The organism is Arthrobacter sp. T572 (assembly GCF_056780115.1).
Window position 1 is genome coordinate 1,001,744 of record NZ_JBRAZQ010000002.1, and the last position, 25,168, is coordinate 1,026,911.

Genomic DNA, 25,168 nt, shown 5'->3' on the forward strand with positions numbered 1-25,168 from the left:
TAGGTCGCAGTTAAGCGCGTTTTGAGAGCTCAAAACGCGCACAACTGCGACCTAGTTGGGGGAGGCGAGGGCTGGAAGGACGTGGTCCGTCAGGAGCGGGGCGAGATCGCCCGGAAGTTCCGCGTGCAGGTCCAGCCAGCGGATCTCGGCGATTTCCGCCGAGGGATGCGCCTCCCAAGTGCCGGGCGCGGTGAAGACCGTCGCCTCGATCGTGGTTTCTGCTTCATTGGCGGCAACGGCATGCCACACACCCATGGGCTCAAGCTCCGCCGGCGGTACGTCGATGCCGACTTCCTCCGCCAGTTCCCGTGATGCCGCCTGGGCGGCTGTTTCGCCCGGTTCCGGCTTCCCGCCGGGGTGCATGAACTTGTCCGTGCCGCGCTTGCGGACGGTGAGCAGTTGACCGGCCTGGTTGTAGACGCACACTGCGCTGACCACGATTACGTTCATACAGTCCTCCTCAACTGCGATTCCAGCAGCAGGTCCTTCGCCGGGCCGCGGACATCCCAGGTGAAGCTGAAGGCGTCCGGACCTTGCCAGGTGTAGTTGACGTAGTAGTCATCCGGGTCGCACCAGTGCTTGTCCTGGTTGGCGTGGGCGGCGAAGCTCATCACGTGGAAAGGCCGTCCGTCCGGAAAGAAGACGTCCATGGTCTGGCCGTCGGCTCCGGGTTTGAGGAGGTATTCACGGAACGCCGGCCCTGAATGGGCAGGCCAGTGCATGGTGCCGTCTTCGCGGTAATCCAGCCCGCCGTCGGGGTTCCTGGTGTAACGTACGACGCCGGTGAAGGTACCGCGGGTGCCGGTGGCGCGGTCTACGAGTGTCCGCTCCACACTCCAGCTGCCGGCCAGGTAGGCCTGCAGGTCCCGGGGAGGCTGCTGGTGGTTCAAGTGCCCTCGATTGGAATCGAACCAACGACACCGGCTTTAGGAGAGCCGTGCTCTATCCACTGAGCTACGAGGGCCTGTGCGTCCTTGGCGCATGAATCCCACTGCTGGAGCTCCCTGGCCCGGACACGACTACAAGCATACAAGCTGCGGGGCCGCTCCCCGAACACCGCTAGGCTGGCCACCATGAATGGGCACGGCACAGCACCTTCAGCAGCGGGAACGTTCCTTCCCGATGTCCGCAGCATCCGGGCAAACATCGGCGGCTGGGCGCATTTGAGCGTCGTCCAGTATTTCGTGGCGGAGGCCGCCGTCATCGAGGCATGGGCGGGTCCCCAACCGTACAGCCGGGCAACGGGTTTCATCAGCGACCTCGGCGCGGTTTCCTGCGGGGTCTACGAGGACCGGGACGTCTGCTCGCCGTTGCATCTGCTGATGAACGCCTCTTTTGTGGTCCAGGGGCTGGCCTTGCTCCTGGGCGCGGCATTGCTGGGGGCCGGGATCTTGTGCGTAGCCGCGAGGCCAGGTGCCCGTGCCCGCCGTTTCCAGGAAGTTGCCGGCAACGGATCCGCCCGCGTGTTGTCCAAGTCCTGGGTCCTCGCCGTCGCTGTGCGGATCCTGACCGCCGTGGCAGGGGCGGGAACCGTCATAGTGGGCCTCGTGCCGGAGGACTACGCCTCACCGTGGCATTTCGCGGGTGCGCTGATGTTTTTCATCGGCGGTGGTTTTGCCCTGTTGTTGCTGGGAATACTGTGGTTCCGGCAGACGCCCATGAGTTGGTTCATCGCAGCCTGCGGGGCGCTGTGCATTGGGGCCCTGGTGGTAGGCGGGTTGACCCGGATGGAGGTGCCGCAACCGGGAACACTGGAGCGGCTCATGGGCTACCCGGTAACGATCGGCCTGTCAGCCGCAGGCCTGGTGATCGCCCAGCGGGTGTCTGCGGAACGGAAGGCCGCGCGCAGCCGGACATGACGGCGGCTGCCGCGTCTGGCGCTGCGAATTATTTATTGGCGCGCTTCCGGCCCAGAAAGACCGCCGCCACCCCGCAGGCCAGGCTGACGAAGAACAGCACCCACGACGCCACGGTGAGGCCCGAGGCCAAGGCGACCGAACCGGCGTCGGGCGTTTCCGGGGTGAGCATGGAGTCGATCGCGGCGTTGGACCACAAGTGCGCCACGGCGAACAGCAGGGGAGCAGCCCACATGGCCCAGCGCAATGCCTTGCGGGCCACGTTGCTGCCGATCAGCAGCAGCCAGGTAAAGCCGAAGATCAGCGGGAACAGGGTGCCCGCCGTCTTATGGATGTAATTGAGCTGGCCCCGGTCGTTGTCGTCCATGGCACCTCGGAGCTGGGCCACGTAGTCCTGGGAGAAACCGCCAATCAGGGAGTCGGGCATGGCCATGCCGTCGGAAAGCTGGGTCATCTGGTTGAGTGTCAGCAGGTGGAGGTACCAGAACAGGAACAGGCTGGCCACCACTCCCGCGATCACGATCAGCCTCGAATTGCCCTGCGCTTTTTGCGGCGTCCGCTGGGTAGTGGGGTTGATGACGGGCGGCAGCGAGTGTTGGGGAACCACTGCTTTGGCCCCGTGCTTCTTGATGCGCTGTGCTGGTGTCTTGGCCATGCCATTCATTATCCCGCCACATAAGCTGGAGCCATGACCACTGGCAGGCACACCGCTACTGAACTCGACCCTTCGCTTGACGATTACCAACTGGCCAGCGCCCTGGTCCGTGAGGCAGGCCAACTGGCGCTGCTGATGCGGATGGGTGGACTGCAGGGCGAACGCAAGACATCGATTTCCGACGTCGTCACGGCGGCCGACCGCGCGGCCGAGGCGTATGTGCTGGAACAGTTGCGCCGCTGCCGCCCGGATGATGGCATCCTCGGCGAGGAAGGCGCATCCGTGGCCGGCACCAGCGGCCGGACCTGGGTGATCGACCCCGTGGACGGCACCTACAACTTCCTGCACGGTTCCAGCTACTGGTGCTCTGCCATTGCGCTCAAACGCGACGATTCCGATCGCGGCGGCAACCCGGTGGCGGACCCCTCAGTGATCCTGGGCGCCATTTACCAGCCTGAACCGGACAAGTTGTGGCTGGGCGGCGAAGACAGGCCTGCCACGTTGAACGATGAACCCATTTCCGGCGCGGGGGAGACTTCCGTGGCTGAACTGTGCGCGGCCACGTACATCCACCCCACGTGGCTCGCCGACCCCAGGACCGCCATGCCGTGGCATGCCGCAGCAATTACGGCAGCGTCCCTTCGAATGTTCGGTTCCGGGTCCTGCGACCTTGGCCGCGTCGCCGACGGCGAGCTGGGCTGCTGGTTCCAGCACAGCTGCCCGGAGTGGGACTGGCTCCCCGGCAAGGCGATCGTCCGCGCGGCAGGCGGGGACACCGCCGTCGTGCAGGTCAACGGAATGAACTGGTTCATGGCAGGAGGTACGACGGCGGTCCGCGAGTTGCGTGCCGCCCTCACCTCTGTTCCGCAGTTCGCTTAGGCACCGGAACGCGTTAACCCCTTCGGGTACCTCCCCGGGCAGGGCCGTCCGCCCTTGTTAGTTTGCACCGGGGGTGATTGTGCCCCGCAATCTCAGCTGCCGGTCCCTGTCCTGCAGCGTTCGCAAGGGGGAAATACTTGAATAACAAGAGCAAGCTCTGGCCTGCTGCCGTCGGCGCTACTGCCGCATCGGTGCTGGCCATGGGCCTCGTAGCGGTTCCTGCCGCCAATGCCGCCCCCACCGATGTCATTTCGGTGGGCAGCGGCCAGATCATTGACGGCACCGTCGTAGCCATACCGGACTTCGCCGGGCTTGCCGCCAACGGTGCGGCAACGGCCGAGCAGATCGGTACGCCGCCAAGCGGTCCTGCAGTCATCGAAAACAGCACGCCCCTGGACCTCAGCGCCGTGTTCGGCGTAGTGAATGTGGGCGCGGGGAACATCCCGCTGCTGCAGAACAACGGCATCATCCAGGTCGGTGCCGTCAGCCAGTACGGCAAGGCCGTCAACGACGGCTCCTCGGAAGCTTTCTCGGGGACCGTCAGTGGCGCACCCGGCCTGGTAACCTTGCCGGCCGGCCTGCCGACCTCCGGTGACCCGGCCATCCCGGCGGCGCGCATCACCGCAGGCACGGCCGCTATCCTGGGCGGCGCTGACCTGGTGAACGTTACCCTGGACATCGACACGCTCGCCGCAGCCGCCAGGAAGGACCAGGGCGCCGCACCGCAGGGCGCCTACTCGGTTGCCGGGGTTTCGGCCGAAGTCGGCGGCACGATTGTCCAGGGTGTGGCCAGCGCCGTGGACCCGCTGCTGACCACCGCCAACGTTGCCTTGGGCGCCGTAGGACTGCCGATCACCAACCCGCTGGCAAGCGGCGTCATCGAGATCACGGAAGCGGATCTGCTGGCTGCGGCAGGCGTCTCCGACCTGAACTCGCTGCCTGCCGGCACGGACCTGGTCTCCTTCCTCCCGGCAGCGGTGTCCACCAAGATCCAAAGCATCCTGGCCACCACGCTGGCCACCACCCGGAGCGCCGTGGAGGCACTGCCTGACACCATTCCGCCGCTTGGACTGCCAAACATCGCCAAGACCACGGCCCTCCTTGCCGTGGGCACCTTGGAAACCGCCATCAACACCCTGGTGGGCGGCCTGACTGCCAGCCTCGTCACCCCGCTGGGCGACGCTTTGACCGCCTTGGTGTCAGCCCGCGTCAACGTGCAGGAGACGGCACCGTCGGGCGCCTTTACCCAGACCGCGCTGCAGGTTGGCGTGGCCGGCGGCTCCATCGCCACCGTGGATCTGGCCAGCGCCACCGTTGGTCCGAACCTCGACGCGGCAGCGATCCCGCTGGTGAACGCGGACACCCTGGCCATCAGCGGTGGCGTGGGACTCCTGGCGCTGTTCACCTGGCTGTTCGTCCGCTCGCGCCGCCAGGTCGCGGCAGCAGCTGCCTGATCGCTCCGGCGCATCAGCAGCAGCGAAAGGAGAACACGCTATGTACGGCCATAACTGGACTGCAGGCGGTACCGCCGCAGGAGGAACCGCCCTTGCCGTGACGGGTGCGCCCGCACTGGGCTGGGTCATCCTGGTTGGCATCGCCCTGCTGGTAACCGGCTTCGTGGTCCTGCGCAACAGCAGGCTCAAGGCTACGAAGCGCGGTACGGGCCCCAACCCGTAGCACCATCGGCGGGGCGGCCCCTGCAAGGGCCGTCCCGCCACCCATTTCCCTGGCCTGACCCCAGGCCATGCCCAAGCATCGGAAGTAAATGTCGGTACTCGAGTCCGCACAGGCACTGGCTTTTGTGCTGTTGGTGGTATTTCTCTTTTACATCCTGGTGATCCTGGTGCCGTTCCTGCGGCGCAAGCCGGACCCCGAGGGTGACCCCTCCGCCTTCTCGTGGCATGTGTTCGTTCCGTGCCGGGACGAGGAAGTGGTGATTGGAAAAACGCTGGAACTGCTCCGCGGAAAGTTTCCCGGGGCGCATGTCTGGGTGGTCGATGACGACAGCGACGACGCCACCGCCGCCTTGGTGGAGGCCGCTGCGGACCGGGACAGCATGGTCCACCTCGTCCGGCGGCGCAGGCCCCTGGCCCGCACCGGCAAGGGCGATGCGCTCAACGCCGCCTACCGGACCCTGGACCGGTGGCTGCCGCCCGGCGTCGACCGTTCCTCGGTGATCGTCCTGGTGGTCGACGCCGACGGTCACCTTGCGGATAACGCCTTCCGTCAGGCGGCCGGTCCCCTCGCCTTCGGCGACCCGGAAGTCGGCGCCGCGCAGACCGCCGTCTGGATGTCCAACCTGGACGACCCCGACCTGGTGGGAGGCAAGGGCCGGGACCGCATCAAGCGGGCCTTCGGCCGCTACCTCGTCCTGATGCAGGACATGGAGTTCCGCACCACCATCGCCGCCATGCAGTCCCTGCGCAGGCACACCCTGACGGTGGGCCTGGAGGAAATGGACAGTTCACCCGGCTTTCCGCCTTGGACGTGATCGCCAGAACGTCCGGGCAACCGTGGCACGGCGCCCTCCTGGAGGACTACGAGCTGGCGATCCACATCATGCTGGGCGGCTACAAAACGGTCTACATGCACGACACCCATGTGGCCCAGGAAGCGCTGCCGGATGTCCGGCGACTCCTCACGCAGCGGACCCGCTGGTGCCACGGGGGGATGCAGTGCAGCACCTACCTGAAGCGGATCTTCGAATCGCCGTATTTCAGTAATGTCGGCGCCATCGAATCGAGCTACTTCCTCATCCAGCCCTTCATCCAGATCATCGGGCTGGTCCTTTGGCCCACCCTGTTTGTCACCATGGTGGCGCAAGGGTCACTGACCATGGGGAGCTTCCAGGCGTGGATCACGGAGGCCTGGTACATCATCCCCTTGATCTTTGCCACTGGCGTGCTGCCGTTTGCCCTCTGGGGACTTGTCTACCGCAGGCAGGTCACGCCGGAGAAGAACTTCCTGCTCGGTGTCGGGTGGGGCCTTGGCTATTGGATCTACATGTACCAGAACTATGTCACCGTGCTCCGGGCCACCTACCGCCTGATCACCGGGCGCCAAGGCTGGGCCAAGACCCGGCGCAACCATGAGAACGACGCCAAACTCCTAGCGAAGGAAGCCTGATGGCCACGAGCGCAGAAACCAGCGGCCCCGCACTTCCACTCGGACCACGTGCCCTCCCCGTCCGTGGCGGACGCGGCGGGGGAATACCCGGATTATTGTTCCTGGCTGCCGCTGCCGTGGCCATGCTGCAGCAGGAAACCGTGAGGGCGGCAGAGGCCTGGCTCATGGCCACGGTCTTCGACGGGATCCTGGGGGGCGCCTCCTACAGCGTGGACGACATCATCTTCCACAACGTCGGGGGCGGCCAGCCCTACGCGCTGATGGTCACGGGACTGTGTTCCAGCGCCGTGCTCCTGACACCCATCGCCGCTTTGGCAGGAATCCTGTTCCTGATGGGCCGCATCCCGGTGTCACGCTTGCTGCCCGCAGCCTTCCTGGCGCTGGTCATCGTGTGCATCAGCAATGCCACCAGGTATTTCATGATCGCCGCCGCGCAGCAGAGCTGGGGGCAGCAGGGATTCGACCTCATGCACCACTTCCTCGGTTCCTTCGTGGTGATTCTTGGCTTCGTGGCCGCCATCATCGTGCTGGTGCGTGCCGCCGTCGTCCGCCACGACAAGCAGGCCGGCGGGAAGGGCAAGCGTGCCGCGTAACCTGTTTCGGGCCGCGGCCCTGGGGCTGGGAGTGCTGCTCGCCGGGTCCGGCTGCGGCGATGCCCGGAGCGGCGGGGCATCCGGAGCCGCGGTGGTTACTGCCTCGACGGACCAAACCGCGGTGGTGGGACTCTGCCACAGCCTGACCACGCCGGAGGAGTTCGCCTCGCCCAGTGACGGTTCGCCGGCGGTGCCCTGCACCGAGCCGCATACATCACAGACGTTCCTGACGGCCCAGGTCCCGGCAGCACTGGCCACCTACCCGGAACGCCCGTTTCCAGAGCAACTGCAGGACGCCACCGGCAATCTGTGCCCTGCCTCTGAACTCCGGAAGTACCTGGGCGGTGTGGACCGGGATGCCACCGCTGGCATGACCATCACGGCGTACTACCCGAGCCGTGCCGGATGGGCTGCCGGAGAACGGACGGTCAGGTGCGACGTCCTGCTGACCGCCCCTGACGGGAGTCCGCGGGAAAGCACCATGGACTTGGAGGGTGCGCTCGCCGCGCCCGGTTCTGCCACCATCCGGTTGTGCTATGCGCAGGACATCAAGGACGGGGTGCTGGCTACGGAAGGCACGGACACCACCTGTTCCGAGCCCCACACCACGGAGGACGTCAGCGCCTGGTTCGGTCAGGACGCGTCCCTGGTGGGCAGGGAAGCCCAAGTGCAACGGTGCCTGCCGTTCGTCCTGGAGTTCCTCAAGGTGGATACCCTGCCGGAGAACGTGGAAGTGCGGCCCATCGTCAGGATCGACGGCGGTGCACGCGCGATCCGCTGCGGCGTGGCACCCCGCCAGGAAGTACCCGCGCCGTGGACGGGAACGTTGGCCCCGGTCGGAGGTGTCACCAATGGTTGAGGCAAGGACTGAAGAACAAAGCAGCGGAACTGGAGAATTCGCGCCCTTGAGGGTACGTCCCGCCAGGGGAACATCACCGGGCCCCGTGCGGCGGATTGCCCGCTTCCTTGCCCGCTTGCTGGGCCCCGGTGACCTGGGCAGCCGGCCTGCGCTGCTCCCGGCGATCCTTGCAGGTCTGGTGGCAGCCGTGGCCATGGTGGTGCGGCTGTTCGTGCCCTCGCCCTCGGGGATGGCCGATCAAGGCGACGGCCACGGCCTGGCGTGCTTCCTGGGCGTCACCAATGTCCGCCCGTGGGACTATTCCGATTTCACCCGGTACATCTACCCCCGCTGGGTCCCGCACGAATTCTTTGGGGAAGCATGCGGCGCCGGCGGAAGCGGCGAACCGGTGATGTCCTCGCAGCTTGTGCTCCTGTGGCTTGGCAAGCTGCTCACTCCGGTCCTTGGCTGGGGTCCGGGCCTGGATATGCGGGCCGTGGGCCTGGTGGGCTGTGTGGTGTTCGGCGCGCTGATCGCCGCCCTGGTCCTGGTACTGCCGGGCCGCACCAACTTCCGGCTCCTGGTGGCCGGGCTGGTTGTCGCCGTGATGGCAGACGGGGTGTTTGCTGCATTCTTCATTTCGCCGTATCCGGAACCTGCCGCTTTCCTGGGGATCCTGGGTTTGGCCGTGGCTTTGCTGCACTACTGGAATGGCCGGAGAGTCCGCTGGTTGGCCGTGGCAGGGGTGGTGGTGGCCGGGGCCTTCCTGGTCTCCGCGAAACCCTCCATGGTGTCCTGGCTTCCTGTGCTGGTTCTGGCGCTGCTGTGGGTGCCTTCCGGGCGGAGTAGGGGTGCAACGCGTACCAGGAACCCGGGACAACAGGGGTGGTGGCGCCGCAGGACCCTGCCGCTCGTGGCGGCGGTGGCTTTGGTTGGCGTCTCCGCGGCCGTGGTCGCTGCCCAACCAGGGCGGACGGCGGACCTGAACCTCTACAATGCCGTTTTCGCCGAGTTGCTGCCCCACTCTCTCACGCCGGAGGAAGACCTTGCCTGGCTGGGCCTGGACGAAAGCTTCGCCACTGCCGGCGGAACCACGGCAGCGTCCGCGGGTTCAGCAGTCACCAACCCGAACTTCCACCAGTTCAGGGAACAGGTGACACCGCTGAAGCTGGCCGGCTTTTACGCGACCCACCCTGAACGCTTGATTGGCATGGGGGAGCGGGGAATCTCCGCGATGCTCTCACCCGAACTGCGCTACGTAGGCTCCTTCATGGAGGACTCCGGGGAGGAACCGTTTGCCAAGGACCGGCGCTTCCCGGTGATGCTGGGGCTCCTGACGGCAATGAAGGCGGCGCCGGTGGTCCTCGTGGCCATGCAACTGCTGACCATGCTCCTGGGCCTGGCCGTTGCCTTCCGTCGAGGCGCTGCGATCGGGCGCCTGGCGGTAGTCATGGTAGCCGGGGGATGGCTCCAGTTCTGGGTGGTGGTGCTGGGTTCCGGGCAGCCGGAGATCTACCGCCAGCTGATCGTGACGGCTTTCCTGGCGGCACTCTGCGTGCCCCTGCTGGTTGCGCTCATCAGCATCCTTGCCTCCGATCGCGGGTCAAGTGATCCAGCCGTCAAGATGTAGCTGTTTGCGCATGCTGATCACATTGCCGACCTTGATTCCCGCCGCAGCGTAGCGCTGGCGGATGCGGTGCAGGTGGGCTTTGACGGTCTGTTCGCTGATGTCCAGGGCGTCCGCAACCCCGCGGACGGACAGGGCGTCGGCGCCAAGGTACAGCTGGGCAAGACGCTGTTCACGAGGTGACAACTTGACCCGCTGCGGAGGGGTGTCCAGGATGACTCCGGCGGCCTCCGGGTGGAGATACTGCTGTCCATCCACTGCCGCCCTGATGGCCTCTTCGATGGTTACCGGGCCTGCGGATTTGGGGACGTAGGCGTGGGCTCCGGCCGCCATGGCGGCCCCCGCTTCCCAACCGTCTGCGGTTGCCGCGAGGACCACCACGCGGAAGCCTGCGGCTATCAGCCATTGCACGGCAGGAATCAACTCCGAGTGGTGGTCAAGAGTGCCAAGGATGGCAACGGCCGCCCCCTTTCCGGCAGGCAACCATGCGGGGGGCCGCACGGCAGCCGGGTCCTGGGCGAAAGGGACTGCCCGCCATCCGTCCTCCACCACGAGGTCGGGGGCGTTGGCCTGCAGCCAGGCATCCAGGGTGTCGATGATCAGTTGATGCTGGTCGACCACCAGCACACGGGCCGATGTCATGCTTCTGCCTCAATCCTGATGGTGATGCTGGCACCGCCAGGGGTGGACAGGACCCGGGGCACGCCCAGGGCTTCGATCTCGCTCCACAAAGCGGGCGTGCAGCGGCTGGGCCGGAGTCCGGCCACGTTCCAGGTGACCTGCACGGTCCGTTCCAGATGCGGTTCGACGAAGATGTGGAGCTGCCGGGAGAGCTCTTCGCCGGCGGCGTCATGGTCCACCGGAGCCGCAAGCAACATGGTAACTGCCAGGATCCGTGGCCTTGACGCGTGCGGAATCCGTGCCACCACGTCAGGTTGTGCCACCACGGCCACCACGGTGTCCATGTCCGCCAAAGTCAGGGACTCGGTCAACCAGTCCTTGCTACCGGCCACCAGCAGCCGGGCCCTCAACTGCCCGGCCAACCGCTGGGCCTGCTGCGACAGCTCCGGAGCCAAGGGAACGGAGGGGGCAGCGGCCACCTGCGCGTAAAGGTCCTGGATCTGGCGGTGGAGCAGGGCAAGATCGTCCCCGGTGCCCTGACCGCCTGCGCCGTCACCGGCTTCCGCCCCCTCAAGGTGGGCGGATTCCGTCGCGTCCGCGTCCGTCAGGTACCTGCGCAGGACCACCACGGCGGCGGCCCCCAGCAGGCCCGGCATCAGGGACAGGAAGAAGATCAGTGCTCCCTCGCCTGACCCGAACCGCGGCGTCAGGGAGTAGTAGAAACCACTGAGCACTGCGTTGAGAACCACCAGGAGCAAAAACCCCGGCAGGTCCCAGCGCATGGCCACCAGGAACACCATTGACGTCCCCAGCAACACGTTGAAAGTCAGGGCCGAATAACCGGACGTAGGCGTCACGAGTGAAGCGGTCATGACACCAGAGACCATGGAGGATCCCAGCCACAGCAGACGCAGGTACGGAAGGGCACGACGCCGTGTCCGGGGGTCGGAGGCCAAAAGGGCCATGGCCAAACCCAGCAAATCGAACGTCAGCGCGCCCAGACGGGCGTGGTCGGCCGGGCTCCCGTCCACAGAACCGGTGGTGGCAACGAAGGACAGTATCCAAGTGGCCAAGGCAGTGACCACCAGGATGGACCGGGAAATGAACAAGGGCCCTGCCGCGTCGGAGGCCAGGAGCGGGGACCTCAAGGAACCTCCGCATCAAGGACCACAGTGGTTCCCCGTCCCGGGCTGGACATCACCCTGGCCGCCCCTCCGGCGGCGCGCATGCGCTCCACCACCGAATGCCGGACGCCCAGCCGGTCCGCCGGAATCGCGCCCGGATCAAACCCCGTCCCGGAATCGCTGATGACCACGCAGACCCTTGACCCGGTACGGGACAGCAAAACATCCACGCGTTCAGTGCCCGAGTGCCGGACCGCGTTCACTACGCATTCGTCGGCGGCATCACAAATCGCTGCGGCCAAGCCCTCCGGCAACGTCCCGGCCTCGCCGAAGACCTCCACGGTACAACCGTTTCCGCTCCGGCGTTCCGCCATGCGCTCCAGCATCCCCACTGCGTCTGCACCGTTGGAGCCAACCACGACGGCGGACGGCGCCACCGTTTTTCCGTCACCCTGGGCGTCACCCGCCTCGCGCGCCGATGCGCTGCCGTTGGCAGCGGAGCCCGGGCTGCCGCCGTCGTACGCTGATGCGGAAACCAGCTCCCGCAGTTCGTCCGGGGTGGCACCCTCGCCGCCCCGTCCAATGACGGCCAGCGTCCGCAGGACGGTGTCATGCAGCGTCCGTGCGTCCTGCTGCCGCGCACTCATGCGTTGATGGGCCGCAGCCTGGGCCTCCAGCGACTTCCGGCAAACATCCTGGTCCCGCCGGTACTGCGCCAAGGCCGGGGGAACCGCCCAGCGGATCGCCAACATGATGGACCAGGCCGCCAGAAGCGTCAGGACGGTAGTAGGGCCCAGCCCGTGGACCAAGGACGTAGCCACCGTATGGCCGAACACCATGGCACCCAGGAAGGCAGTGAAGGCCGCGGACTGCCACGAACCGCGCAAAGACAGCACCACCGAAGCGCTCGCAGCCATCAGCATGGAGTGCGCAACCAACAAGGACTCGGAGTCCAGGCGGAAGTCCACGCCGGCAGCGAGTTCCGAGAGCGGGGTAAGGCTGAACACGATGATCAGGCGCAACGGCCAGGCGTCCGTCTTCAACATGGCTGCCAGGCACACGAACACCACAGCCACCAGCAGTGTCACCGCCACACGGTGCCACACGGGCCCGCCCACGGCCGGCCGCAAGTACAGCCACGCACCCGCGACGAAAGAGAAGCTGATGACAGCACCAGCGCGGGCCAACAGGCCCGAATGATCCATGTCCAACCGCCGTATGGCGGCCCCGCCCAACCATGCCCCCATGAATGTTCCCCCCGAAACGTGTCGCTTAAACTGATGACGACCTAGCCACATCATAAAAGGGGGAGGCAAGGTTTGACGCGATACCCGCTGTCCCGGCCCACCATCGAGGTGGACATTGTGGAAGACCACGCCGTGCTGCGCGAGGGCCTGGCCGAGTGGCTCCAAACGAATTCTTCCGGGATCCAGGTGGTGGGGCGGTTTGCTTCCTGGGCCGAGGCTGCGGCAAACATCGGCGCGCTGTCCGACGTCGTCATCCTCGATGTCCTGCTGGGAGACCAGGTGCCCCTGCGCGCCAAGATCCAGGCCATCATCTCGGCCGGCCCCCAGGTGGTGGTCTGCAGCTCCATCCTTGAACCGGCGGTCATGAGGCAGGCGATGTCCGCCGGTGCGCTGGCCTACATCCCCAAGACCGCACCGGCCGACGTGGTGGAGATGGCGGTGCGGAACGCAGCCAAGGGGCTGCCGTGCATCACGGACGAGGTGGCCGCCGCCATCGCGGACGGACAGGCCGGGCCCCAGCTCTCCGCACGGGAACACCAGGTGGTGTCCGTCTACCTCGGCGGCGTGGCGGCCACCATGGCTGACACGGCACGGATGCTGGGCATCTCGGTGGACGGGGTGAAGAAACACCTGGCGTCCGTGCGCCGGAAGTTCCAGGAGGACCAGGAACCACTGACCCGCCTGGCACTGCGGGAGCGGCTGGTGGCCGGAGGATGGCTGCTCAACGACTCCGATCAATGAGTGTCGCACCCACCGCCTAGACTGGTAGGCACCATGGATATGTTGTTCGATCCCTATGCCGACGGCCCCTTCAACGCTGGCTCCAGAGCCGCAGCCAAAGCTGCCCCGGAGCTTTCGCACGCCGGAAGCGGCGGCTCCCGCACCTCAGTTGGGGGCGCAAACGCCGGGACCGGGGACGGCACGGCACCCAACAGTTGGTCCGGGGAGGGCCATTCCGGACTACCCGGTGCGGATGCCCTGCTGCAGGGCCTGAACCCGCAGCAGGAAGAGGCCGTCAAGCACGCGGGCAGCCCCTTGCTGATCGTGGCCGGTGCAGGCTCCGGCAAGACCCGTGTGCTCAGTAACCGGATCGCCTACCTGATTGCCACCAAGCGGGCCCACCACGGCGAGATCCTCGCCATCACCTTCACCAACAAAGCCGCCGCTGAGATGCGGGAGCGCATCGAGGCCCTGGTGGGCGGCCGTGCCAAAGCCATGTGGATCTCCACGTTCCACTCCTCCTGCGTCCGTATCCTGCGCCGGGAAGCGGCCAATGTCGGGCTGAATTCCAACTTCTCCATCTACGACTCCGCCGATTCACTGCGGCTCATCACGCTGGTGGCCAAGAACCTGGACCTGGATCCCAAGAAGTTCCCGCCCAAGTCCATCCAGCACAAGATCTCGGCGCTGAAGAACGAGCTCGTGGATGACGACTCCTTCGCGTCCGGAGCCAACTACAACGATCCTTTCGAGACCGCCGTGGCAGAGGTCTACAAGGGCTACACGCAACGGCTGCGCCAGGCCAACGCCATGGACTTTGACGACCTAATTGCGCAGACCGTCTTCATGTTCCGAGCCTTCCCCGCGCTCGCAGAGTCCTACCGCCGCCGGTTCCGTCACGTCCTGGTGGACGAATACCAGGACACCAACCATGCTCAGTACGCGCTGGTCAGGGAGATCGTGGGCCTGAGCGCGGAGGGTGGCGTGGAGCCGAGCGAACTGACGGTGGTAGGCGACTCCGACCAATCCATCTACGCCTTCCGCGGCGCAGACATCCGCAACATTGTGGAGTTCGAGCACGACTACCCGAGCGCCCGCACCATCAAACTGGAACAGAATTACCGTTCCACACAGAACATCCTCAGCGCAGCCAACTCCGTCATCTCCCGCAACCCCAACCGCCAGGAGAAGCGGCTCTGGACGGCTGAAGGGGACGGCGAGAAAATCATTGGCTACGTGGGCGAGAACGAACACGACGAAGCCCAGTTCATCGCCAAGGAAATCGACCGCCTCCAGGATGAGGAAGGCCTGCGTCCAGGAGACGTCGCCATCTTCTACCGCACCAACGCGCAGTCCCGGTCCATCGAAGATGTTCTGGTGCGTGTGGGCCTGCCTTACAAGGTGGTCGGTGGAACACGCTTCTACGAACGCAAGGAAATCAAGGACGCCCTGGCCTACCTTCGGGTACTGGTCAACCCGGATGACGACGTCAATCTCCGCAGGGTGCTCAACGAACCCAAGCGCGGTATCGGCGACCGTGCCGAAGGCGCCCTGGCCGCCCTCGCGGAACGGGACCGGACGTCGTTCATGGCGGCCGCCCGCCGCGCAGACCAAGCGCCGGGCATGGCCACCCGTTCGGTCAACGCCGTACAAGGGTTCGTGAAACTGCTGGACGACCTCGCCGAGGTAGCCGCGGGCTCGGGCCCTGCCGCTGCGTTGGAAGCCGTCCTTGAGCAGACGGGCTACCTGGCCGGGCTGCGTGCCAGCAACGACCCCCACGACGAGTCCCGCGTGGAGAACCTTGCTGAACTCGTGGCCGTTGTCCGTGAATACGAACGCGACAACCCGGAGGGATCGCTCGGTGAATTCCTGGAGCAGGTGTCCCTGGTGGCAGACGCCGACCAGATCCCGGACGCTCCGGGAGCGGACATCGATGCCGCCGTCGCGGAAGCCAAGCGCCTGGGCGTTGTTACCCTGATGACGCTGCACACGGCCAAGGGCCTGGAGTTCCCGGTGGTGTTCCTGACAGGCATGGAACACGGGATCTTCCCGCACCAGCGCTCTGCCACCGATCCCAAGGAACTTGCCGAGGAGCGCCGCCTTGCCTACGTCGGCCTGACCCGGGCCAGGAAGCGCCTCTACGTGACGCGGTCCGAGGTCCGCAACATGTGGGGTCAGAGCCAGTACAACCCGGCCAGCCAGTTCCTGGAAGAGATCCCTTCGGAACTCGTGGACTGGAAGCGCGAGGGCATGAGCCGCCAGGCCGGGGGATGGGGCAGTGCGCCCATCGGTTCCAACCGCTACGGCGGGTCCTTCTGGGGTGCCGGCACCTCCCGCGGGGCGGCTGCCAGCCCCACCGCAGGGTTCGACGCCGACGTGCCTGCCGCCGTCGCGCGCAACCGTGTCCAGCCGCAGAAGGAAGTCATTGCGGTGGCGGTGGGGGACAAAGTCAACCACACCAGCTTTGGCAACGGGGTGGTACTCGGTGTTGAAGGCGCGGGAGACAAGACGGTCGCCAAGGTGAAGTTCGACGTCGGCGAGAAGCGCCTGCTGTTGCGCTACGCGCCGCTCACCAAACTGGACGCCTGAAGACCCACGGCATAATTGAACCCATGCGACAGACTGTATTGGGGATTCTTGCCGCCTTGCTCCTGGTGGTCAGCACAGCCTGTTCGTTCTCGGCCAAGGACCCCCACTACGTGCCGCCGGACCCGCTGCCGCCGCTCGAGCAGCTGACCCAGGTACCGGTCACGGAACAGACCACGTTGTCCGCGGGGGAAGATGTCACCGCTTTCATCACGGCCGACCGAAACGTGGTGTGCGCCATGACCTCATCCAAGGGTGGGCACCTGAACGTCCCGTACCTGCCCAACACGTACTCGGACGCGGCCAACAATAAGTTCCCTGTGGTGCCCGTGGTCCATTGCGAACTCGCCAAGTACGGCAAGCCCGCGCCGGAGGACTTCAGTGACGACTGCGCAGGGACCGGCCTCGGCTATCTGGGCGGGACCGTCCTCCTGACGCCGGACAAGGCAGTCTATGGATCGTGTCGGTCCGGCGTAACACAGATGGAATCGGAATTTGGGCCCAAGGGCACCAAGGACGGTCCGATCTCCAAGCTGCGTGAACTGGGGGAGGGGCAGAACATTGAACGCAATGGACTGCGCTGTTCGGCCTACAACGGCGGCGTCGCCTGCGGGAATGTTTCCGGCGGGGTGGCGTTCTTCGTCAGCCGTGAGGGCTACCAGTTGATTTCCGACGGCGGCAAGACAGTCCGCGGAACCCTGGGCTAGAGCTCCTGGACACCTGGCCGGGGGCGAAAACCCGCGATATCGCGCGGATTTTCTACGTCCGATAGAAGTGTAAGCTTACTCACTTAACCGGTAGTGTGGAGCTGGCGGGACTCCTCAAAGGGCTAAAGTTCCGAGAGGACCTTACGCAATGTGACCGGCTTAAATCCTGGTTGTGACCGCGTACTTTCCGCAGCTGGCTATCGCGGTCATCGCGGTTCCCGGCTGAACAGAAAACTACTTCGACGTAGAAGGACACTAAACCGTGGACCTGTTTGAATATCAGGCGCGCGATATGTTCGAGGCGCACGGTGTACCCGTGCTCGCCGGCATCGTGGCGCACACTCCTGAAGAAGCGAAGGCAGCTGCTGAGAAGATCGGCGGCGTTACTGTCGTCAAGGCACAGGTTAAGGTCGGTGGCCGCGGCAAGGCCGGCGGCGTCAAGGTTGCCAAGTCCGCTGACGAGGCGCTTGAGCACTCCACCAACATCCTGGGCATGGACATCAAGGGCCACACCGTCAACAAGGTGATGATCGCCCAGGGTGCGGACATTGCCGAGGAATTCTACTTCTCCATCCTTCTTGACCGTGCAAACCGCAACTACCTGGCCATGTGCTCGGTCGAGGGTGGCATGGAAATCGAGCAGCTGGCTGTCGAGCGCCCCGAGGCCCTCGCCAAGATCGCCATCGACCCGGCTGTCGGCATCGACCAGGCCAAGGCTGACGAAATCGTTGCGGCTGCAGGCTTCGCCGAAGAACTGCGCGGCAAGGTTGCGGACGTCATCCTGAAGCTCTGGGACGTTTTCAAGAAGGAAGACGCAACCCTGGTCGAGGTGAACCCGCTGGTCCGTACCGGTACCGGCGACATCGTTGCCTTGGACGGCAAGGTTACCCTGGACGAGAACGCAGATTTCCGCCACGTGCACCACGCAGCACTGGAGGACAAGGACGCAGCAGATCCGCTTGAGGCCAAGGCAAAGGCGCAGGACCTCAACTACGTGAAGCTGGATGGCGAAGTAGGCATCATCGGCAATGGCGCCGGTCTCGTGATGTCCACCCTCGACGTCGTTGCCTACGCCGGCGAGAACCACGGCAACGTGAAGCCCGCCAACTTCCTGGACATCGGTGGTGGAGCTTCTGCCGAGGTCATGGCCAACGGCCTGGACGTTATCCTGGGTGACTCCCAGGTCAAGAGCGTCTTTGTCAACGTCTTCGGTGGCATCACCGCCTGTGACGCCGTGGCCAAGGGCATCGTTGGTGCACTGGCTGAGCTCGGTTCCTCTGCGAACAAGCCGCTGGTTGTTCGCCTCGACGGCAACAACGTCGAAGAGGGCCGCCGCATCCTGACCGAGGCCAACCACCCGCTGGTTACCCTGGCCGCCACCATGGACGAGGGCGCCGACAAGGCCGCCGAGCTCGCCAACGCAGCTAAGTAAAGGGACGCGACAATGTCTATCTACCTCAACAAGGACTCCAAGGTCATCGTCCAGGGCATCACCGGCGGCGAGGGCACCAAGCACACCGCGCTGATGCTCAAGGCCGGCACCAACATTGTCGGTGGCGTCAACGCACGCAAGGCCGGCACCACGGTCCTGCACGGTGACAAGGAAATCAACGTCTTCGGCACCGTCAAGGAAGCCATCGCCGAAACCGGCGCGGACGTCTCCATCGTCTTCGTTCCGCCGGCATTCACCAAGGACGCCGTGGTTGAAGCCATCGAAGCCGAAATCGGCCTCGTCGTGGTCATCACCGAAGGCGTTCCGGTTCAGGACTCCGCCGAGTTCTGGGCACTCGCCCAGTCCAAGGTGGACGCTGACGGCAAGCAGATCACCCGCATCATCGGACCGAACTGCCCCGGCATCATCACCCCGGGTGAAGCCCTGGTTGGCATCACCCCGGCGAACATCACGGGCAAGGGCCCCATCGGCTTGGTTTCCAAGTCCGGTACCTTGACCTACCAGATGATGTACGAACTCCGCGACCTCGGCTTCTCCACCGCGATCGGCATCGGCGGTGACCCGATCATCGGCACCACACATATCGACGCCCTGGCCGCGTTCGAAGCCGACCCGGAGACCAAGGCCATCGTCATGATCGGCGAAATCGGTGGCGACGCTGAAGAGCGCGCAGCCGACTTCATCAAGGCCAACGTCACCAAGCCCGTTGTGGGCTACGTGGCAGGCTTCACGGCTCCTGAAGGCAAGACCATGGGCCACGCAGGCGCCATCGTCTCCGGTTCCGCCGGAACCGCGCAGGCCAAGAAGGAAGCCCTCGAGGCAGCAGGCGTGAAGGTCGGCAAGACGCCGTCCGAGACCGCCAAGCTCCTGCGCGAGGTTTACGCAGCGCTCTAGTCTCCACGGCTGACCCCCGACGGCGGCCCGTCACCTTTCGAATGGAAGGTGGCGGGCCGCCGTCGTACTTTAAGCCCCGTTGTGGGGAGCAAAGTCCCGGCGGTGCTTCCGGCGGGACTTTGCTGTACCCAGAATCCGCCAAGTTTGTTAGTATGTTAGGACAAACTATTTCGAAGGGATCCGCAATGCCTCTCGTTCGCATCGACGTCAACCAGGGCCGCTCGCCCGAGGAGCTCGCCCGTCTCAGCCGCGCCATCCATGACGCCATCCTGGAGGAGTATGGAATTCCCGAGCGGGACTACTTCCACATCCTGACCGAGCATCCGCAGGGACACATCATTGCCCAGGATGCAGGGCTTGGATTCGAGCGCAGTTCCGGGGTGGTGATGATCCAGATCTTCACCCAGGGGGGTCGCAGCCAGGTGGCCAAGAGCTCGCTGTTCGAAGCTCTTGCGGCCAATCTGGCAGAGGTCGGCGTGGCCGGCGAGGACGTGTTTGTCGGATACGTCGAAAATACGGCGGGGGATTGGTCCTTCGGCTTTGGCCGCAGCCAGTATGTCACCGGAGAGCTGGCTGTTCCTGCCAAATAGCAAGTGCTGTGTCATGTTGTAAATATGTCAGTACAAACCTTTGACAGGACATTGATTCTGGTGCACAGTAGTCATGTGGCCCCGCTCACTGAGGGGTAGCAAGGCATTGGGGCCCAGCGCTCAAAGGTTCAGAGTTCACAAGAGAAAGGTCCACGAGTACCGTGACCCACGAACTGCTCACGATCGGGCGCATCAGCGTTGATATCTACCCGAACGACATCGGCGTCGGACTGGAGGATGTGACGTCCTTCGGCAAGTACCTTGGAGGCTCGCCGTCCAACGTGGCCGTCGCAGCCGCCCGCCACGGCCGCCGCACAGGCGTGATCACCCGCACGGGCGATGATCCTTTCGGTAGTTTCCTGCACCGCGAACTGCGCAAGTTCAACGTGGACGACTCCTTCGTCTCGCCGGCGCCGGGCCAGACGCCGGCCACGTTCTGTGCTATCAAGCCGGCTACCGATGAGTTCCCGCTTTACTTCTACGGCCGTTTCCCCACGGCCCCGGACCTGCAGATCAAGGCCGAAGAGCTGGACCTGGACGCCATCCGCGAGGCCGGAATCTTCTGGTCCACCGTGACGGGCCTGTGCCAGGAACCCTCCCGCGCCGCACACCTTGCCGCGCATGAGGCCCGTCCGCGGACCAGCTTGAAGGATGGCCAGTTCACCATTCTGGACCTGGACTACCGGCCGATGTTCTGGGCTTCCGAAGAGGAAGCCCGCGCCGAAGTGGCCAAGATCCTTCCGCACGTCACGGTCGCGATCGGTAACGACAAGGAGTGCTCCGTGGCGGTAGGGGAGGGGACCCCTGATGAGCAGGCGGACCGCCTCCTGGCCGCGGGTGTCGAGATCGCGGTCGTGAAGCTGGGCGCTGAAGGCGTCATGGCGAAGACCCGCACCGAACGCGTGGTGTCTGCGCCGGTCCCCGTTGAGACCGTCAACGGCCTCGGCGCCGGCGACTCCTTCGGTGGGGCGTTCTGCCATGGCCTGCTGTCCGGGTGGCCGCTCTCGGAGGTCCTCGATTACGCGAATGCCTCGGGTGCGATTGTCGCCTCCCGCCTTTCCTGCGCGGATGCCATGCCGACGCCGGATGAGGTCACCTCGCTGCTGGCCGAACGCGGCCGCCCCATCCCCGGCGCATCCGCCGCACTCGCAGAAGGAGCCGTGCGTTGAGCATCAATGATGACCCCCGCCGTTACGAACACTTGAGCCGCTTGCGGCTGGAGGACCCGGAGGCCGTGGCACGCGCAGCTGCCACCCGCCGTCGTCATCCCGGCCTGAAGCACGGCGTGCAGAACTTCATCGTCGCCGCCGACCATCCGGCCCGGGGTGCCCTCGCAGTTGGTACCGATCCGATGGCCATGGCAGACCGGCGCGACCTGCTGGACCGTCTGCAGATCGCCTTGGCCAACCCCGCCGTTGACGGCATCCTGGCCTCGCCGGACATCATGGACGACCTCCTGCTCCTCGGTGCCCTCGAGGGAAAACTGGTCTTCGGTTCGATGAACCGTGGCGGCCTTGCCGGGCTGGTGAACGAGTTCGATGACCGCTTCACCGGTCATACTGCGGCGGCTTTGCAGGCGCTCGGTGCCGATGGCGGCAAGATGCTCACCCGGATTTGTTTGGGCGACCCGGACACGGTGGCCACCCTTGAAGCCACCGCGAAGGCGATTGACTCCTTGGCTGACCGGAAGCTCATCGCCATGGTGGAGCCTTTCCTGTCTGTTCGCGACGCCCACGGGAAGGTGCGCAACGACCTCCGCGCCGACGCCGTGATCAAGTCCGTCGGTATTGCCGAAGGCCTCGGTTCCACCAGCGCCTACACCTGGATGAAGTTGCCGGTGGTCGCCGGGATGGAGCGCGTCATGGCCTCCACCACGCTGCCCACGGTGCTGCTGGGCGGTGACCCTGACGGTAGCCCCGATGAAGTATTCGCTTCGTGGCAGACAGCCCTCGCCCTTCCGGGCGTGCAGGGCCTCACCGTCGGACGCACCCTGCTGTACCCGCACGACGGCGACGTGGCAGGGGCCGTGGCAACGGCCGCTTCGCTGCTGAACAACAGTTCGCCCGCTGTCGCCGAGGCTGCAGGGCACACCTCGTCAGACCGTATTCCCGTGAAAGTATCGGAGTAGAGACCAGTGGGATCAACCCGTCGGATGACCGTGGCGCAGGCCGTGGTCGAGTTCTTGTCCAAGCAGTACACCGTGGACTCTGTTGCCGGTGTGGAGTTCCGTGAGCGCCTGATTCCGGGCACGTTCGGTATTTTCGGGCACGGCAACGTGGCCGGTGTGGGCCAGGCGTTGAAGCAGTACCAGGCCGCGGACCCGACGATCATGCCGTACTACCAGGGCCGGAACGAGCAGGCCCAGGTGCATCAGGCGGTGGGGTACGCCCGGCATACGCGCCGCCGGCAGACGTTTGCGATCAGCACCTCGATCGGCCCGGGTTCCTCGAACCTGCTCACGGGTGCGGCGCTGGCCACCACCAACCGTCTTCCTGTGCTGTTGCTTCCCAGCGATACGTTCGCGACGCGTGCCGCTGATCCGGTGTTGCAGCAGCTGGAGCAGCCGTACGCATATGACATCACGGTCAACGATGCCTTCCGTCCGCTGTCCAAGTTCTTTGACCGGGTGTCCCGGCCGGAGCAGTTGTTCTCCGCCTTCCATCATGGCCTGCGGGTGTTGACGGACCCGGCCGAGACCGGTGCGGTGACCATTTCGCTGCCGCAGGATGTCCAGGCTGAGGCGTTCGATGTGCCCGAGGAGTTCCTGGCCGAGCGGGAGTGGCGCATCCGCCGTCCCGAGGCCGAGGACGATGACATCCGCCGCGCCGTCGAAGCCATCCGTGCAGCAAAGCGCCCGCTGATCATCGCCGGCGGCGGCGTGCTCTACGCCTACGCGAACGAGGAACTCGCTAAGTTCGCCGAGCTGAGCGGGATCCCGGTGGGCTGGACCCAGGCCGGTGTTGGGGTGCTGCCGTGGGACGCTCCGCAGGCGCTCGGAGCCATTGGTTCAACCGGCACGACGGCGGCGAACGCCATCGCTGCCGAGGCGGACCTGATCATCGGCATCGGCACCCGCTACGAAGACTTCACCACCGCGTCCCGGACCGCGTTCCAGAACCCGGACGTGAAGTTCGTGAACATCAACGTCGCGGCAATCGATGCGTACAAGCATGGCACCCACTTGCCGATCGTTGCCGATGCCCGCAAGGCGTTGGTGAAGTTGAACCAGGCACTGGGCGGCTACCGCGTCGGCGCGGATCTGGAAGAGAAAGTCGCAGCCGAAAAGCAGCGCTGGGACGCGACAGTGGATGCCGCGTACGCGCAGGACTACGCACCGTTGGTCAGCCAGAATGCGATCATCGGGGCCACGAACAAGGCCATGGACGCCCAGGACGTAGTGATCTGCGCTGCTGGTTCGTTGCCGGGTGACCTGCACAAGATGTGGCGCGTGCGTGATGCGTTCGGTTACCACGTCGAGTACGCGTACTCCTGCATGGGCTACGAGATCCCGGGTGGCCTGGGCGTGAAGCGCGCCGCGCTTGCCGAAGCCGCCGCCGGTGGCGTGGACAGGGACGTGGTGGTCATGGTGGGGGACGGCTCCTATCTGATGATGCACACCGAACTGGTCACCGCCGTCGCCGAGCGCATCAAACTGATCGTGGTCCTGATCCAGAACCACGGCTACGCCTCCATCGGATCCCTGTCCGAATCCCTGGGGTCGCAGCGTTTCGGCACCCAGTACCGGGTCCTGGACAAGGAACAGCACTCCTTCGACGCCGGCGAGCACCTGCCTATCGATCTGGCCACCAACGCCGAATCACTCGGCGCGAAGGTGATCCGGATCGAACCCGGTGAGAAGGTCATCGCTGAGCTCGAGCAGGCCATCCGGGACGCCAAGGCAGCCCCTGAGGAAACCGGGCCTATCGTGATCCACGTTGAGTCCGATCCACTCCTGGACGCCCCGTCCTCGGAGTCCTGGTGGGACGTGCCCGTTTCCGCGGTCTCGGAGCTCGAATCCACCCAGCAGGCCTACCAGACCTACACCGACCACAAGAACCGCCAGCGCAAACTGCTCGGCTGACCAACCCCTGAACCACCGACAAGGAAGTCCACACATGTCGACGACGACCACTTTGACCACTATCAACCATTTCATCAACGGTGCCGAGTCCTCCGGTGAGGGTGACCGGACCCAGCCGGTGTACAACCCTGCGACCGGGCAGGTCACCGCCGAGCTGCGCCTGGCGAACGAGGCCGACCTGAACACGGTTGTTGCCGCTGCCCGCAAAGCCGCTGATTCCTGGGGCGATATCTCCCTGGCCAAGCGCACCGCGGTGTTGTTCAAGTTCCGTGAACTGGTCGCAGCGCACGTGGACGAACTCGCTGAGCTGATCACGGCCGAGCACGGCAAGGTCCTCTCCGATGCCAAGGGCGAGATCGGCCGCGGCCTGGAAGTGATCGAATTCGCCTGCGGTATTCCTTCTTTGTTGAAGGGTGATTACTCGGACCAGGTTTCCACCGGCATCGATGTGTTCTCCTTCCGCGAACCGCTCGGTGTGGTGGCCGGTATTACCCCGTTCAACTTCCCCGTGATGGTGCCGTTGTGGATGGCCCCGATGGCGATCGCCACCGGTAACGCGTTCATCCTCAAGCCCTCCGAGCGGGACCCGTCCCCGTCGCTGCTGCTGGCCAGGCTCTGGCAGGAAGCCGGCCTGCCCGATGGTGTGTTCCAGGTCCTGCACGGCGGCAAGGAAACCGTCGACGGCCTCCTGACCCACCCGGACGTGGACGGCATCAGCTTTGTCGGGTCCACCCCGATCGCCCAGTACGTCCACGAAACCGCCACTAAGCACGGCAAGAGGGTCCAGGCGTTGGGTGGGGCGAAGAACCACGCGATCGTGCTGCCGGACGCTGACCTGGACAACGCCGCGGACCACCTCGCCGCCGCCGCGTTCGGCTCCGCAGGGGAGCGGTGCATGGCGATCTCGGTCGCCGTCGCGGTCGGGGACGCTGCTGATTTGTTGGTGAAGAAGGTTCAAGAGCGTGCCCTGGCCGTGAAGGTCAACAACGGCACCGAACCCGGCGCCGAAATGGGCCCGGTGATCACCCCGGCCTCCAAGGAACGCATCGTGAAGATCGTCACCGAAGCCGAAGCCGCTGGTGCTGCCATGGTGGTGGACGGCCGCGACCTCGTGGTCCCGGGCCACGAAGAAGGCTTCTGGGTCGGCCCCACCGTGATCGACCACGGCAAAACCGAAATGACCGCCTACACCGAGGAGATCTTCGGCCCCGTCCTGGTAGTGGTCCGCGTGGACACGCTCGAAGAGGGCATCACACTGATCAACTCCAACCCCTACGGCAACGGCACCGCGATCTTCACCTCCTCCGGCGCCGCGGCACGGAAGTTCCAGCGCTCAGTCACCGTGGGCATGATCGGCATCAACGTGCCCCTGCCCGTCCCGGTGGCCTACCACTCCTTCGGTGGCTGGAAAGCCTCCCTCTTCGGCGACAAACACATCTACGGCCCCGAAGGCGTCTCCTTCTACACCCGCGGCAAAGTCATCACCTCCCGCTGGCCCGAAACCCACCACGCCTCCGGCGCCTCCTACAACTTCCCCTCCAACTAGCCCCACTGTGGTGCCCTGGCAACAA

25 protein-coding genes and 1 tRNA gene are annotated in these 25,168 nt (G+C 65.3%); 19 read left to right on the top strand and 7 right to left on the bottom strand.

All coding sequences use genetic code 11. The features are described 5' to 3' along the window. Positions 1-51: 51 nt before the first annotated feature. From ACUYMZ_RS05885 to ACUYMZ_RS05895, 3 genes are all read right to left on the bottom strand, one after another. A complete protein-coding gene (locus tag ACUYMZ_RS05885) occupies positions 52-450 on the bottom strand; it encodes an NUDIX hydrolase (RefSeq protein ID WP_442423910.1) in 399 nt (132 codons plus the stop codon). After that, entirely contained in the window at positions 447-890 is a 444-nt protein-coding gene (locus ACUYMZ_RS05890) for a DUF6314 family protein (protein ID WP_481602409.1), read from the bottom strand. The genes ACUYMZ_RS05885 and ACUYMZ_RS05890 overlap by 4 nt, the downstream gene beginning before the upstream one ends. Position 891: 1 nt before the next feature. Beyond that, positions 892-964, bottom strand: a tRNA-Arg gene (locus tag ACUYMZ_RS05895). Positions 965-1,073: 109 nt separating this feature from the next. Here ACUYMZ_RS05895 and ACUYMZ_RS05900 point away from each other — a divergent pair. Next, positions 1,074-1,859: a DUF998 domain-containing protein gene (locus ACUYMZ_RS05900; RefSeq protein WP_481602410.1), complete on the top strand. Its 786-nt coding sequence runs from the start codon at positions 1,074-1,076 to the stop codon at positions 1,857-1,859. Positions 1,860-1,887: 28 nt separating this feature from the next. Here ACUYMZ_RS05900 and ACUYMZ_RS05905 read toward each other — a convergent pair whose 3' ends face one another. Then, positions 1,888-2,511, bottom strand: coding sequence for a hypothetical protein (locus ACUYMZ_RS05905; RefSeq protein WP_481602411.1), 624 nt, complete (start codon positions 2,509-2,511; stop codon positions 1,888-1,890). Between the two features lie 33 nt (positions 2,512-2,544). Here ACUYMZ_RS05905 and ACUYMZ_RS05910 point away from each other — a divergent pair, with 33 nt between their 5' ends. The 8 genes from ACUYMZ_RS05910 to wsfD all read left to right on the top strand — a co-directional run bounded on the left by ACUYMZ_RS05910 (position 2,545) and on the right by wsfD (position 9,577). Continuing rightward, positions 2,545-3,390, top strand: a complete 846-nt coding sequence (locus ACUYMZ_RS05910) for an inositol monophosphatase family protein (protein WP_426006197.1) — start codon at positions 2,545-2,547, stop codon at positions 3,388-3,390. Positions 3,391-3,527: 137 nt separating this feature from the next. Then, positions 3,528-4,844: a PVV-CTERM domain-containing choice-of-anchor G protein gene (locus tag ACUYMZ_RS05915; RefSeq protein WP_481602412.1), complete on the top strand. Its 1,317-nt coding sequence runs from the start codon at positions 3,528-3,530 to the stop codon at positions 4,842-4,844. Between the two features lie 40 nt (positions 4,845-4,884). Then, a complete protein-coding gene (locus ACUYMZ_RS05920) occupies positions 4,885-5,067 on the top strand; it encodes a hypothetical protein (RefSeq protein ID WP_426006199.1) in 183 nt (60 codons plus the stop codon). Positions 5,068-5,155: 88 nt separating this feature from the next. Continuing rightward, on the top strand, positions 5,156-5,881 hold the full coding sequence (locus ACUYMZ_RS05925) for a glycosyltransferase (RefSeq protein WP_481602413.1): 726 nt from the start codon (positions 5,156-5,158) through the stop codon (positions 5,879-5,881). Continuing rightward, positions 5,878-6,516 carry a glycosyltransferase family 2 protein gene (locus ACUYMZ_RS05930; protein ID WP_481602414.1) on the top strand — a complete coding sequence of 213 codons (639 nt, stop codon included), beginning with the start codon at positions 5,878-5,880 and terminating at the stop codon, positions 6,514-6,516. The genes ACUYMZ_RS05925 and ACUYMZ_RS05930 overlap by 4 nt, the downstream gene beginning before the upstream one ends. After that, positions 6,516-7,109, top strand: coding sequence for an exosortase S (xrtS, locus tag ACUYMZ_RS05935; RefSeq protein ID WP_481602415.1), 594 nt, complete (start codon positions 6,516-6,518; stop codon positions 7,107-7,109). The genes ACUYMZ_RS05930 and xrtS overlap by 1 nt, the downstream gene beginning before the upstream one ends. Further along, complete coding sequence (locus ACUYMZ_RS05940) at positions 7,099-7,968, top strand: septum formation family protein (RefSeq protein WP_481602416.1); 870 nt, start codon at positions 7,099-7,101, stop codon at positions 7,966-7,968. Before xrtS ends, ACUYMZ_RS05940 begins: the two co-directional genes overlap by 11 nt. Then, positions 7,961-9,577, top strand: a complete 1,617-nt coding sequence (gene wsfD / locus ACUYMZ_RS05945) for a glycan biosynthesis hexose transferase WsfD (protein WP_481602417.1) — start codon at positions 7,961-7,963, stop codon at positions 9,575-9,577. Before ACUYMZ_RS05940 ends, wsfD begins: the two co-directional genes overlap by 8 nt. On the opposite strand, the gene ACUYMZ_RS05950 is transcribed toward wsfD, so the two are convergent. The 3 genes from ACUYMZ_RS05950 to ACUYMZ_RS05960 are packed head-to-tail and all read right to left on the bottom strand — an operon-like array spanning position 9,551 to position 12,524. Beyond that, complete coding sequence (locus ACUYMZ_RS05950; protein WP_481602418.1) at positions 9,551-10,216, bottom strand: LuxR C-terminal-related transcriptional regulator; 666 nt, start codon at positions 10,214-10,216, stop codon at positions 9,551-9,553. The genes wsfD and ACUYMZ_RS05950 overlap by 27 nt on opposite strands. Further along, positions 10,213-11,343: a hypothetical protein gene (locus ACUYMZ_RS05955; protein WP_481602419.1), complete on the bottom strand. Its 1,131-nt coding sequence runs from the start codon at positions 11,341-11,343 to the stop codon at positions 10,213-10,215. Before ACUYMZ_RS05955 ends, ACUYMZ_RS05950 begins: the two co-directional genes overlap by 4 nt. Continuing rightward, on the bottom strand, positions 11,340-12,524 hold the full coding sequence (locus ACUYMZ_RS05960; protein ID WP_481602420.1) for a sensor histidine kinase: 1,185 nt from the start codon (positions 12,522-12,524) through the stop codon (positions 11,340-11,342). The genes ACUYMZ_RS05955 and ACUYMZ_RS05960 overlap by 4 nt, the downstream gene beginning before the upstream one ends. A 114-nt stretch (positions 12,525-12,638) precedes the next feature. Between ACUYMZ_RS05960 and ACUYMZ_RS05965 the strand changes: the two genes are divergently transcribed. The 10 genes from ACUYMZ_RS05965 (at position 12,639) to ACUYMZ_RS06010 (ending at position 25,143) form a co-directional block, all read left to right on the top strand. Further along, positions 12,639-13,307 carry a response regulator gene (locus ACUYMZ_RS05965; protein ID WP_481602421.1) on the top strand — a complete coding sequence of 223 codons (669 nt, stop codon included), beginning with the start codon at positions 12,639-12,641 and terminating at the stop codon, positions 13,305-13,307. 33 nt (positions 13,308-13,340) lie between these two features. Next, complete coding sequence (gene pcrA / locus ACUYMZ_RS05970; protein ID WP_481602422.1) at positions 13,341-15,875, top strand: DNA helicase PcrA; 2,535 nt, start codon at positions 13,341-13,343, stop codon at positions 15,873-15,875. A 23-nt stretch (positions 15,876-15,898) separates the two neighbouring features. Beyond that, entirely contained in the window at positions 15,899-16,579 is a 681-nt protein-coding gene (locus ACUYMZ_RS05975; RefSeq protein WP_481602423.1) for a hypothetical protein, read from the top strand. A 262-nt stretch (positions 16,580-16,841) separates the two neighbouring features. Continuing rightward, positions 16,842-18,011 (top strand): ADP-forming succinate--CoA ligase subunit beta, encoded by a 1,170-nt coding sequence (gene sucC / locus ACUYMZ_RS05980; RefSeq protein ID WP_481602424.1) that lies wholly within the window; start codon positions 16,842-16,844, stop codon positions 18,009-18,011. Positions 18,012-18,023: 12 nt separating this feature from the next. Then, a complete protein-coding gene (sucD, locus tag ACUYMZ_RS05985) occupies positions 18,024-18,926 on the top strand; it encodes a succinate--CoA ligase subunit alpha (RefSeq protein ID WP_426006211.1) in 903 nt (300 codons plus the stop codon). 185 nt (positions 18,927-19,111) lie between these two features. Further along, positions 19,112-19,516 (top strand): tautomerase family protein, encoded by a 405-nt coding sequence (locus ACUYMZ_RS05990; protein ID WP_481602425.1) that lies wholly within the window; start codon positions 19,112-19,114, stop codon positions 19,514-19,516. Between the two features lie 161 nt (positions 19,517-19,677). After that, entirely contained in the window at positions 19,678-20,685 is a 1,008-nt protein-coding gene (iolC, locus tag ACUYMZ_RS05995; protein WP_442423896.1) for a 5-dehydro-2-deoxygluconokinase, read from the top strand. Further along, positions 20,682-21,644, top strand: a complete 963-nt coding sequence (locus tag ACUYMZ_RS06000) for a Cgl0159 family (beta/alpha)8-fold protein (RefSeq protein WP_481602426.1) — start codon at positions 20,682-20,684, stop codon at positions 21,642-21,644. The genes iolC and ACUYMZ_RS06000 overlap by 4 nt, the downstream gene beginning before the upstream one ends. 24 nt (positions 21,645-21,668) lie before the next feature. Next, positions 21,669-23,597: a 3D-(3,5/4)-trihydroxycyclohexane-1,2-dione acylhydrolase (decyclizing) gene (iolD, locus tag ACUYMZ_RS06005; protein WP_481605822.1), complete on the top strand. Its 1,929-nt coding sequence runs from the start codon at positions 21,669-21,671 to the stop codon at positions 23,595-23,597. 34 nt (positions 23,598-23,631) lie between these two features. Continuing rightward, complete coding sequence (locus ACUYMZ_RS06010; RefSeq protein WP_481602427.1) at positions 23,632-25,143, top strand: CoA-acylating methylmalonate-semialdehyde dehydrogenase; 1,512 nt, start codon at positions 23,632-23,634, stop codon at positions 25,141-25,143. Positions 25,144-25,168 lie beyond the last annotated feature (25 nt).